The organism is Streptomyces inhibens (genome assembly GCF_003389455.1).
GTDB classification, from domain to species: domain Bacteria; phylum Actinomycetota; class Actinomycetes; order Streptomycetales; family Streptomycetaceae; genus Streptomyces; species Streptomyces inhibens.
Genome location: NZ_QUAC01000079.1, coordinates 40704 through 51805 on the forward strand (window position 1 = coordinate 40704; position 11102 = coordinate 51805).

Below are 11102 nucleotides of genomic sequence, written 5' to 3' on the forward strand. Positions count from 1 at the left end.
GGCTCACCTCCCTGCCACTCGGCCGTAGCGCGGCGGCTCCTGGCCGGACAGGACCTCGAAGAGCTCCTCGGCCTCCCCGCGCGACCCCCCGACGTACGGACCCACCAGAATCTCCTCCAGCGCCCGGCCCAGTTTGGCCAGCGCCGCGTCGACGGCTTCCTGATGCTCGGCGAGCTCCTCACCGGCCTCGTCCAGCTGCCGGGCCAGCCGGGCGTTCTCCACCGCGCGCCGGAAGAGCCACACCGCGTACTCCCGCTCCGCGCTCACCTTGTTCAGCGGATCCCCCTTGCAGCTCGCCCGGGCCCGCGGCAGGCCCTGGAACAGCCGCCGGATGCCCTTGTCCAGACCGGCCTCCGGCAGCGTCTCCAGCCAGGCCCGGGTGAACTCCTCGTCGGCGCTGCCCGCTTCGTCCAGGGCCCGCAGCGCCACATCGGGCAGACCGGGCATCTGGTGGCCGAGCAGCCCGGGGATCTCACGGGACTCCAGCCGGGCGGCCCGGCACTCCACGACCGCCCGCAGCAGCCAGGCTCGCGCCAGCCATGGGGGCTCGGCCTGGAGGTCGTCCAGACACTCCCCGGCGGTGAGGAACGCCTCGTTGCGCATCGCCATCAGCGCCCGGTCCATCCCCTCGCCGACGGACGTATGACGCTCCGCGGTCCGCAGCGCCGTCTCGATGGCGTCCGCCTCGGCGGCGGTGGGCTCGGACGGCTGCAGCGCCTCGATCATCCGGCGGGCGATGCCGGACGGCTGGGTGCGCAGCGCTTCGAGGAAGCTCCGGCCGAACTCCTCCTCGGCATCCGGCTTTTCGGCCAGCCGGGCCAGACCGTCCCAGAGCGTCTGCGCGGTGGGCCCGGTGGCGCCGGACGGAGCGGGCTCGGCGTGGTCGGTGGCGTCGCGCACCACCAGCACGGCCCGCTCGGCGTCGGCGAGCACCGCGGAGCGGGCGGTGTCCACCAGCGTGTACGGGTGGATGAAGAGCACCGCCGCGTCCTCCGCGGTCGGCGGCAGATAGCGGCTGATCAGCACCGTGTGCGGGGTGAACACATCCGCCGCGGCGATCCGGTGCCGGCGCAGCGCGCACCGCCACTCGAACCACAGCATCGGCGCGACCTCCTTGCGCCAGGCCTGGAAGGCCCGTTCGGTGGCGGGGCTCTCGTCGGGCGCCACGTCCCGCAGTGCGGCATCGATGAACCGCCCGGCGGCGACCTGGCGCGCCGGGGCGTGCGGCCGGTGCACCGCCGTCTCCAGCTGCTCCACCAGCTCGCCCATCCGCCGGGCCCACTTCTCCCGCATCGAGATCAGCTGCGGCACATTGGCCTCGTAGTACTGCTCGGTCTCCCGCTCCTCGGGTTCGGTGAGCCGGATCGTCCGGCCGGTCGGCTCGTCGAACCGTTCGACCAGCAGCACCGTCGGCGGCCACAGCGCCCGCCGCTCCGCCACACTCGCCCGGGTGAACGCCTCCAGATCGGCCGTCAGCTGCTTGATCTCGGCCTCCAGCTGGTCCCGGCGCAGCCGCGCGTCCATCGTCAGACGCTGCGAGAGCACGCGCTGATGGGCCTGCTCGATGCTCAGATAGGTGTCCGTGGTGAACAGGTCCGGGCTGAACTCCAGCCCCACGGTCGCCCCGTGCCCTTTGGCCGTGCGCAGATACGGCTGAAGGGACACCAGCCCGACCGCCTCCGGGCCGTCCATGTCGCGCGGCGGGCGCAACAACGCCCGGTCCGGCTCGCCCGCCGCCCGCTCCGCGAGCGCCCGCAGCCCCTGGGCGTACGCCACCAGGTCCGGGTACGCGACATCCGTGACCTCCACCAGGCTGGTCTCGTGTGCCAGCGACCGCAGCAGGCCCACGAAGTCGCGCAGCGCGCCACGGGCCGTCGAGGACGCGCCGTCCGCCACCGTCACCGACCGCGCCCGGAACACCGACGGAATGTCGAGCGAGGGCTGTGTGCCGAAGAGCCCGGCCGTCACCCGGATCAGCCCGACGCCGATATGGTCCCCGACGAAATCGCCGCTCTCCGGGTCGCTCAGTCCATTGACCCGCAGACAGGTGGTCAGCGCCGCCTGCACCACCTGCTGCCGGATCTCCGCGATGCCCTCGCCGACCACCAGCACTTCGACGGGGCCCTGTTCGTCCCCCGCCACCCATGCCCGCAGCAGCGAGGAGGGCAGCGCCGCGCGCACCTGCGGCGCGAGCGCGGCCTTCGGCCCCCAGGTGAGCGGCGCGGGGAACAGCGGCCCGCACTCCGCCGAATCCCGGGCCCGCCGGGCGCACCGTGCGACCGGGCTGTCATCGGCTCCGAAGTCGCCGCCGGGAACCTGGAGCCCCAGCGCCCGTGCGTGCAGCACCAGCGCGAGATCGTCCTCGGTATCGCCGAACAGCGGCTCGTCCGGGCACTGTTGCAGCCAGTACTGCCACAACGTGCTCACCAGGCGCTTCGGTACGGCCGGCCGGCTGTCCCGGAACCGCTGCCGGACCTGTTCGGCCTCGCCCGCTGTCCAGGTGTGCGGCAACCGCTTCAGTACCTCGTCGACGGCGTCCCCCCGCATGGATCTCCTCTCGTCGTCACACGTCGCCGGCGCACCGGAATCCGACGTTTGCGCGGCACTCGGCCGGTGACCGTGGCGACAGATGCTCCCGCAGGCGCGCCGCGGGAGTGTCGTGGGCGCCGCCGCGCAATACCGGCGCACCCGTGTCGTCCACGCAGATGTCCCAGACGTTACCGAGCAGGTCGCCGATGTTGTACGGGTTCGGGGGGAATTCCCCGACGGGCGCCGGCTCGCCAAGACTGCCAAGGAAGTTGATCCGCCCGGCCTCGATGTCCTCGCGCCACCACTCGCCGCTCCGGCCGGCCGCCGCCGCCAGCTCCCACTCCGCCGCGGTCGGCAGCCGCAGCGGCATCCCGAGCCACCGTCCCGCCCAGCCCGCATAGGCGCCGGCGGCATACGCACTCACCGCGACCACCGGGTGGTCACCGAGCCCCGCCGGGAATTCCGGGCCGCGCCAGCCCGCCAGGTAGTTGTCGTCCACGTACGTCCCCGCCGCCCGCGCCTCGGCCGGACGCCAGCGCGCATTCTCCGGGTCGCACAGAAAGGCACGGAATTGCGCATGGGTCACCGGGTAGCGCCCCAGCCGCACCGTCAGCGACTCCGTAAGAGCCACTCGTACCAGCTCCGGCCAGGACGGCTCCCGCTCCACGGCCGGCGACCTCTCCGGCGTCTGCGAGCGGCCGGCCTCCGCACGGCGAAGCGGAGGCCGGGCCGTCTCCGCCACCGGCACCCGCGGCCCCGCCCTGCCGCCGGCCCGCGGCCCGTCCGCACCCGGCCCGGCCTCCGCCTCCGTCTCCGTCTCCGCGCGATTACGGAACAGACAGATCCGCCCGGCGGAGTTGCGGGTGCTCTGCTGGGGCTGCGGACGGGACTTCGCGGTGAGCGCCCCCGCCAGCTCCTCGAACAGCGCCGACATGCTCAGCAACGCGGGCCGGCCCGGCACCCCGGCATCGACGAGCCGGATCAGCTCACCGGTGAACGCCGTGTACGTCTCACCCGGCGGCGCCAGCGCCTGACGTGTCGCTGCCGTGGCGGTCAGCACAAAGGCGCCCTCGACGGCGACCCCGGGCACGATGTCCCGGCCGTGCATCAGACCGCCCAGCGCCAGCCCGCTCCAGCAGCAGTCCAGAATGACCACTTTGCGCCGGGCCGAGGGGCGTCCGCCGCCCGGCGAGAGCAGGATCGACCGCAGCTCCTCGTAGCGCAGCGCGGTGTACGGCCGGTCCGGGTGCGACCCGGGCAGCGCGAGATGCAGCTCCCCCGACTGCGGATGGACCAGCCCATGGCCGGCGTAGTACAGCACCACCGTGTCGGTGGCCTCGGCGGCGGCCTCGTAGACCGTGTCCAGGATGGTGTGTCTGGACGGCTGCCGCAGCACGCTGCACCGCCCCTCCGTCAGCCCCCACACCGCGGGATCACACAGCAAAGCGGCCAGCCGGTCGACGTTGTTCGCCACCGCCGGGATGTCGTCCAGCTCCGTATACGTATGCGTACCGATCAGGACGGCGCGCGAACGGGACGGGTCGGACAGCTGCGCCACCGGCACGCTAATCCCGCTGCTGGGGCCGGTCCGCCGGCGCCCCGGGCCCCTCGCCGCTCCCGGCGGCCGGGGCGGCACCCTCGCCGAGCGCCCGCAGCACCCGCGCGACGGCCTCCGGATCCGCACCGTCCACATCCACCCTGATGCCCGCACGCTCGATGCGTACGCGCTCGGCGCGCGGCCGGGTGCTGCGCCAACTGGCCACCGCCACCACCAGCGAGGCCAGCTGCACCCCGCTGTCGAACACCGCCTCGACGGCCTCCAGAACCGGCCCCATACGGCCGGGCGCCTCATCGCGCCGCACCGGCGAAAGACCGGCCCCGGCCGACACCTCCGGATCGGCGCTCAGCCAGGTGTACAGCGACCGTGCCGCGTCCCCGGCCCCGTCGTCCCGGTCAGCCTCGATCTCGATCCGTACCCGCACCGCCGCCCCCGCCGCCGTCCCCGAGCCCCGCCTGAGCGGTCAGCATAGGTCTCGCGCGTCCCCCAGGTCTCACGATCAGGCCATCGAGCAGGCATCCCACGCCGCCAGCCGCAGCCCGCTCTCGAACCGCCGCTCGCACCCCGCCACCGGATCGGTGAACTCCAGTACCTTCGCGAGCAGTTGAAGCGGTGCGGAGAAGTCGTCCGGGTCCGGGTCGCCGACGACCGGATAGATCGGATCGTTGAGGATCGGCAGCCCGAGACCGTTCATATGGACCCGCAGCTGATGGGTACGGCCGGTCGTCGGCAGCAGCCGGTAGCGCCCGAGCCCGCCCCGCCGCTCGACCAGCTCGATCCGGCTCTCCGCGTTGGCCGCCCCGGCCTCCTCGCGGGCGGCCAGCACCCCGCGCTCCTTCACGATCCGGCTGCGCACGGTCACCGGCAGCGCCACCTTCTCGTCGTACGGCGCCACCGCCTCGTACTCCTTGCGCACCCGTCGCCCGCTGAAGAGGTTCTGGTACGCGCCCCGGTCCTCGGGCCGTACGACGAACAGCGCCAGCCCCGCCGTCAGCCGGTCGAGCCGGTGCGCCGGCTGCAGCGCCGGCAGCCCGAGATCGCGCCGCAGCCGGGCCAGCGCGGTCTCGGTGATGTGCCGTCCGCGCGGCGTCGTGGCGAGAAAGTGCGGCTTGTCGATGATCACGATCCGCTCGTCCCGGTGGACGATCCCCACCTCGAACGGCACGGGCACCTCCGGCGCGAAGTCCCGGTGGAACCACACATACCGCCCGGCCAGATACGGCTCGCCCCCACTCAGCACGCCGTCCACCCCCACGAACCGCCCGGTCCGCAGCATGTCATCGACCCGCCCGGCCCCGATCGCCCCCTGGAACCGCTCGACGAGATGGTCGCGGACCGTGCCCCACGTCCCACCGGGATCGGCGGGCAGCCGCACCCGCACGGGGTCGATACCGTCGCGCTGGGGGAGCGGTGCGGGCGGAAGCGGGGATCTGCGTCTCACAGAGGCAAGAGAACACCGGTCCGGCCGGGGTTCTCAAGTCGCACCCGGGCGGAGAACGACCGGGCGGAAACGACCAACGCCCGCCTGGCTGAGCGCCAGAGCGGGCGTTGATGACCGAAAGTGTCCGAGGGGGGACTTGAACCCCCACGCCCGATAAAGGGCACTAGCACCTCAAGCTAGCGCGTCTGCCATTCCGCCACCCGGACAAGGTGTCTGTCGGTGCGGCCTGGGCCGTTCCGACGTGGAAAACAATAGCAAACCTTCGAGGGTGGTCNCTGTCGGTGCGGCCTGGGCCGTTCCGACGTGGAAAACAATAGCAAACCTTCGAGGGTGGTCGATCACCCGCACATTTGGCCGGGCGCGGGGCTGTGACCAGGGCATGTCGGGAGTATTGCGGCCTTGGGCGCAGCCCGCGTCGGGTGGAGGATGGCGGTGGACCCCGCCGCGGGCCGCGCTCCTCGGGGCGCGTGACGCGGCCGTGAACCAGGAGGAGGAAGCGTGAGCGAGCTCCGCGAGCGAACTATGGGAAGGTGCGCGCCCCGCGAATGCGGGGCCGAGCGAAGCGAGGTTCCGGCATGAGCGAGTCGCAGCCGGCCCGTACGGTCACCGGTGAGGACGAGGTGGTCGACCTGTGCCGGGATCTGATCAGGATCGACACCAGTAACTACGGCGACCACTCGGGCCCGGGTGAGCGTGCCGCCGCCGAGTACGTCGCGGAGAAGCTCGCCGAGGTCGGCCTGGAGCCGCAGATCTTCGAGTCCCACAAGGGCCGTGCCTCGACCGTCGCCCGGATCGAGGGTGAGGACCGCTCGCGGCCCGCGCTGCTCATCCACGGGCACACCGACGTCGTGCCGGCCAACGCCGACGACTGGACCCACCACCCGTTCTCCGGCGAGATCGCCGACGGGTGCGTCTGGGGCCGCGGCGCGGTCGACATGAAGGACATGGACGCGATGACGCTGGCCGTCGTCCGTGACCGGCTGCGCACCGGGCGTAAGCCGCCGCGCGACATCGTGCTGGCGTTCCTCGCGGACGAGGAGGCGGGCGGCACCTACGGCGCGCGCTACCTCGTCGACAACCACCCGCACCTCTTCGAGGGCGTCACGGAGGCGATCAGCGAGGTCGGCGGCTTCTCCTTCACCGTCAACGAGCAGCTGCGGCTGTATCTCATCGAGACGGCCCAGAAGGGCATGCACTGGATGAAGCTGACCGTGGACGGCAACGCCGGGCACGGTTCGATGATCCACAAGGACAACGCCATCACCGAACTGTCCGAGGCGGTCGGGCGGTTGGGCCGCTACGAGTTCCCGGTACGGGTGACCAAGACGCTGCGGGCCTTCCTGGACGAGCTCGGGGACGCGCTGGGCACCGAGCTCGACCCGGAGAACATGGACGGCACGCTGGCCAAGCTCGGCGGTATCGCCAAGCTGATCGGCGCCTCGCTCAGGAACACCGCCAACCCGACGCAGCTGGGCGCCGGCTACAAGGTCAATGTCATCCCGGGGCAGGCCACCGCACATGTCGACGGCCGCTTCCTGCCGGGCTACGAGGAGGAGTTCCTGGCCGACCTGGACCGGATCCTGGGCCCGCGCGTCAAGCGCGAGGACGTGCACGCGGACAAGGCCCTGGAGACCACCTTCGACGGCGCGCTGGTCGAAGCCATGCAGTCGGCGCTGCAGGCCGAGGACCCGATCGCACGCGCCGTGCCGTACATGCTCTCCGCCGGTACGGACGCCAAGTCCTTCGACGATCTCGGGATCCGCGGATTCGGCTTCGCCCCGCTGAAGTTGCCGCCGGAGCTGGACTTCGCGGGAATGTTCCACGGCGTGGACGAGCGGGTTCCGGTGGACGGACTGAAGTTCGGGGTGCGGGTGCTCGACCGGTTCATCGAACAGAGCTGACATCACCGGGGACCTGGTCTGAAGCTGAAATCGGCGTGGATTTCCTGTCGTTCGCGCCGACTTCGCTGAAACGAGTGAATGTACTGATGTGTTCGTAGCTTCAACGGTCTTTTTCTCGTTGCAGTGTGTGCGGTCCGCGGCTGGGACCGCATTGCCTACAAGGAGGAATAATGATCAAGAAGATCGTCGCTGCTGCGGCGGCCACCGGTGGCCTTGTGCTCGCCGGTGCGGGCCTGGCCGTTGCCGACTCGGGTGCCCAGGGCGCTGCCGTGAACTCCCCTGGCATTGTTTCCGGTAACACCGTCCAGGTCCCGGTCCATGTTCCGGTGAGCGCATGTGGCAACACGATCTCCGTGGTCGGGCTGTTGAACCCCACGTTCGGCAGCTACTGCGTCAACAAGTGACTTTCTGACGCTCTTTGACGTTGTACTTGCACCCGTAAGGGTCTGATCCAGTTCGGCTCCGGAATGTAGGCCATGCATTTCGGAGCCGGTGGGTATTCGCTGGGCGGGTGGATCTCTCCATGGGATCGCTACTCGCACGATTCCTGTAAGGCACTAGGCAGGGGAACAACCTATGAGACAGGTCGCGAAAAAGGGCCTGATCACCATGGCGGCCGCCGGTGGCGTGCTCGCCGCGGCCGCCGGCTACGCATATGCGGATGCGGGCGCCGCCGGAGGCGCCGCGCACTCGCCCGGCGTGGGATCCGGCAACAATGTCCAAGTACCGGTCCATGTACCGGTGAACGCCTGCGGCAACACCGTCAATGTTGTCGGACTGCTCAACCCCGCGTTCGGGAACCACTGTGTCAACGGGGGTGGCAAGCACCACGGCAGTGGCCAGCACCACCCGGGCGGGCACAGCGGCTCGGGCGCCGCCGGCGGGGCATCGCATTCGCCCGGTGTCGGTTCGGGGAACAGCGTCCAGGCGCCGGTCGACGTACCGGTGAATGCCTGCGGCAACAATGTCTCGGGGGGCGGGCTGCTCAATCCGGCCTTCGGCAACGACTGCGCCAATGAGTCGCCGACGAGCCCGGGCTATCCGCACCACCCGGGCAAGCCCCATGAGCCGGGCAAGCCCCACCACCCGGGGAAGCCTCATCACCCCGGTAAGCCGCACCACCCCGGCAAGCCTCATCAGCCGGGCAAGCCCCACCACCCGGGGACGTCGCACCACCCGGACACCCCGCAGCAGGGCACCCCGACCTCTCCGGGGCTGCACCCGCAGACCGAGCCGCACAGCCAGATCGTGACGACTCCCAAGCCCGCCGGTCACCTCGCGCAGACCGGTTCCGGGACGATCGGCTACGCGGTACCGGCCAGCGCCGGGCTGCTGATCGGCGGTGCCGTGCTCTACCGCAGGGCGCGCGCCGCTCGCCGGTGATCATCCGCGGTTAGCGCACACCGCAGCACGGAGCGGGCCCCGCCGATACGGGGCCCGCTCTGCTGTGTCCGCACGCCGGTGGTGATCACCACGTGGCGCGGAGCTGGCGAATGATCCGGCGGCGCAGCCGCACCTTGCGGCTCCCGTCGGGGTTCAGACGCAGTCGGTCCAACTCCCAGTGTCCGTACTCGGCATGGTCGGTCAGCAGGCGTGTGGTGGCCTTCCGAGAGACTCCCCGAGGCACATACACATCGCAGAATTCGTATTCCGGCATCGCATCTATTGTGCGGGACCGGCCCCGGTACGGATAGCGTCTGCACTATGTCTGATGCTGCGCAGCCTTCCGCTGCCGAGGTACGTGCCGCCGCCGAGGCGGTCAAAGCCGCGCTGGACCGTCACCTCGACGCGGTCGAACGCCGCTCGGGGCAGGACGATCCGGCTGTCTACGCCGCGTTCGACGAGCTCGCCGCGGCGGCTGAGGTCTATGACGAGCTGCTCTACGACACCTACGACGAGGTCACCCCCTTCGAGATCCCGGGGAACGATGCGCTGCCCGCCTATGCGGGCCCGGAGGAACCGAGTGCGTTGAGCGTGCTGATCCGGCGCGACTACACCGTCGCCGAACCGCAGCGGCTGCTGCACCAGGCACAGCGCATCGCCGATCTCGATCCGGACGCCGCCGATGAGGCGGCGGGCAACGGCGTCGATGCCGCCGCGGTCGTCGGCAGCAGTGTGCATGCGGCGCTCGGCGTGCTGTTCGGGGAGTTCGAACCGGACGAGATCGCCTCCCGGCACAAGGAGTTCGGCCTGGAGGAGGGCGACTCCACGCTGTGGGTGGCGGCCGCCGACGACCCGTCCGAGCCGGGGGAGTGGCTGCCCGCGCCGTTCGACCAGGCAGATCCGCAACGGGTGGTGTGCCGCTTCGACGTCAGCGCGGTCTTCGACGAGGAACTGGGCGACGACGACCTGCTGGAGCCGCTCGACCACGAACGGTGAGCGCGGCCCGGGGTGCCCGCCGCACCGATGCCGCACGCTGATCCGTATATGCCGCTGCCCCGGCCCGTCGACGGAACTCGACGACGGACCGGGGCAGCGCTGTGCGGTGGTGCGGACGGGAGCGGGCCTACGAGGCTCAGCCGGCCGCCGGTGCGTCCTGCGCGGTCTGCACGCTCTGCAGCTGGAGCAGGGTGCGCAGACGGGTGGTGCGCTCCTTGACGGGCACCTCGGCGACCGCGCGCGGCAGCGCCTGGTCGACGCCCTGGACGACCGACAGATGCCGCTCGCCGCGGCTGAAGGCGGTATAGACCCAGGCCCGGGTCAGACCGCCGGCCGCGTCACCGGGGACCACGACCACCGCGGCGGGCCAGCGCGTCCCGGCCGCCTGATGGGCGGTGAGCGCCCAGCCGTGCCGAACGGCTCCCGCACCGACCTGCTCGCGCGGTACGACGACGGCGGAGCCGTCGCAGTCGAGCCGCAGCCCCGCGGCGTCCGCGCCGGTGACCGTGCCCGGCACCGTACGGCCGGGTGCCGGGGCGTAGGCCACGCGGTCGCCGGGGTCGAATCCGCCGAACCGGCCGGGACCGGGGTTGAGCCGCTCCTTGAGAGCGGCGTTCAGCGCGCGGGTGCCGGCCGCGCCGCCATGGCCGACCGTGATGACCTGCGTCCGGTCCGCGGGGACACCGAGCGCCCGGGGCACGGAGTCGGCGACCAGCTGGACGGTGCGGTGCACCGCCTCCCGGGCGTCCCGCACCGGAACGATCACGACCTCCTTGCCGGGCGCCTCGACCTGGCTCAGCTCGCCGATGCCGATGCCCGACACCAGCTCGCCGATCGGGCCGAAGTCCGGGGTACGTGAGGCGACCTGGGGGCAGAAGCGGGCCGCGAGGAGATCGGCGAAGAGCCGGCCGGGACCGGCGGACCACAGAACGCCCGGGTCGCCGCTGAGCACCAGCCGGGTCCCGTCGGTCAGCGACTCCACGAGCAGCGCGGCGGTCTCCAGATCCAGCTGCGGCGCGTCCAGCACGACCAGCAGATCGAGCGCGAGGGCACCCTCCGTGTCCCGGCCCGGGCCCTCCTGCCCGGACAGCAGACCGGATACGGTCACCGCCGCCGCGGCCGGATCCGCGGAGCCGGCGGCCGGGGCGGCGGGCGCGATCTCGGTGAGGTGGGCGGCCAGCCGCCGGCGGCCGTTCTCGGTGTGGGTGGCGCCGAAGGCCCGCAGCCCCAGCGAGCGGGCCGCGGCGATCAGCGCGGCGGGCTCGGCGCGGGCCGCCTCCGCGCCGGTGTGCGC

At 71.8% G+C, this 11102-nt stretch carries 10 protein-coding genes and 1 tRNA gene; 4 read left to right on the forward strand and 7 right to left on the reverse strand.

The features are described from left to right. Positions 1–3: 3 nt before the first annotated feature. From DY245_RS11500 to DY245_RS11515, 5 genes are all read right to left on the reverse strand, one after another. Entirely contained in the window at positions 4–2547 is a 2544-nt protein-coding gene (locus tag DY245_RS11500) for a hypothetical protein (protein WP_128506305.1), read from the reverse strand. Between the two features lie 16 nt (positions 2548–2563). Then, entirely contained in the window at positions 2564–4087 is a 1524-nt protein-coding gene (locus DY245_RS11505; protein ID WP_181923627.1) for a caspase, EACC1-associated type, read from the reverse strand. Between the two features lie 7 nt (positions 4088–4094). Then, complete coding sequence (locus tag DY245_RS44280; RefSeq protein WP_181923628.1) at positions 4095–4511, reverse strand: effector-associated constant component EACC1; 417 nt, start codon at positions 4509–4511, stop codon at positions 4095–4097. 75 nt (positions 4512–4586) lie between these two features. Then, positions 4587–5528, reverse strand: coding sequence for an RluA family pseudouridine synthase (locus DY245_RS11510; protein ID WP_128506310.1), 942 nt, complete (start codon positions 5526–5528; stop codon positions 4587–4589). A gap of 121 nt (positions 5529–5649) precedes the next feature. Then, positions 5650–5734, reverse strand: a tRNA-Leu gene (locus DY245_RS11515). 369 nt (positions 5735–6103) lie between these two features. Between DY245_RS11515 and DY245_RS11520 the strand changes: the two genes are divergently transcribed. From DY245_RS11520 to DY245_RS11530, 3 genes are all read left to right on the forward strand, one after another. Continuing rightward, positions 6104–7429, forward strand: coding sequence for a M20/M25/M40 family metallo-hydrolase (locus tag DY245_RS11520; protein WP_128506312.1), 1326 nt, complete (start codon positions 6104–6106; stop codon positions 7427–7429). Between the two features lie 170 nt (positions 7430–7599). Next, the gene (locus DY245_RS11525) at positions 7600–7833 is read left to right on the forward strand and encodes a chaplin (RefSeq protein WP_128506314.1); all 234 of its coding nucleotides are present in this window, start codon (positions 7600–7602) and stop codon (positions 7831–7833) included. Between the two features lie 172 nt (positions 7834–8005). Further along, positions 8006–8812, forward strand: a complete 807-nt coding sequence (locus DY245_RS11530) for a chaplin (protein ID WP_128506316.1) — start codon at positions 8006–8008, stop codon at positions 8810–8812. 85 nt (positions 8813–8897) lie between these two features. Here DY245_RS11530 and DY245_RS11535 read toward each other — a convergent pair whose 3' ends face one another. Then, positions 8898–9086 (reverse strand): DUF5703 family protein, encoded by a 189-nt coding sequence (locus DY245_RS11535; RefSeq protein ID WP_030416245.1) that lies wholly within the window; start codon positions 9084–9086, stop codon positions 8898–8900. Positions 9087–9133: 47 nt separating this feature from the next. On the opposite strand from DY245_RS11535, the gene DY245_RS11540 reads away from it, so the two are divergent. Then, the gene (locus DY245_RS11540; protein WP_128506318.1) at positions 9134–9808 is read left to right on the forward strand and encodes a hypothetical protein; all 675 of its coding nucleotides are present in this window, start codon (positions 9134–9136) and stop codon (positions 9806–9808) included. Between the two features lie 136 nt (positions 9809–9944). Here DY245_RS11540 and DY245_RS11545 read toward each other — a convergent pair. Next, a partial coding sequence (locus DY245_RS11545; protein WP_181923629.1) for an ATP-binding domain-containing protein occupies positions 9945–11102 on the reverse strand: 1158 nt, incomplete at its 5' end.

What these genes read in the sequence shown, in the direction of transcription:
- DY245_RS11500 (WP_128506305.1), bottom strand. Translation starts at nt 2,547, where the DNA reads ATGCGGGGGGACGCCGTCGACGAGGTACTGAAGCGGTTGCCGCACACC.
- DY245_RS11520 (WP_128506312.1), top strand. Translation starts at nt 6,104, where the DNA reads ATGAGCGAGTCGCAGCCGGCCCGTACGGTCACCGGTGAGGACGAGGTG.
- DY245_RS11525 (WP_128506314.1), top strand. Translation starts at nt 7,600, where the DNA reads ATGATCAAGAAGATCGTCGCTGCTGCGGCGGCCACCGGTGGCCTTGTG.
- DY245_RS11530 (WP_128506316.1), top strand. Translation starts at nt 8,006, where the DNA reads ATGAGACAGGTCGCGAAAAAGGGCCTGATCACCATGGCGGCCGCCGGT.
- DY245_RS11535 (WP_030416245.1), bottom strand. Translation starts at nt 9,086, where the DNA reads ATGCCGGAATACGAATTCTGCGATGTGTATGTGCCTCGGGGAGTCTCT.
- DY245_RS11540 (WP_128506318.1), top strand. Translation starts at nt 9,134, where the DNA reads ATGTCTGATGCTGCGCAGCCTTCCGCTGCCGAGGTACGTGCCGCCGCC.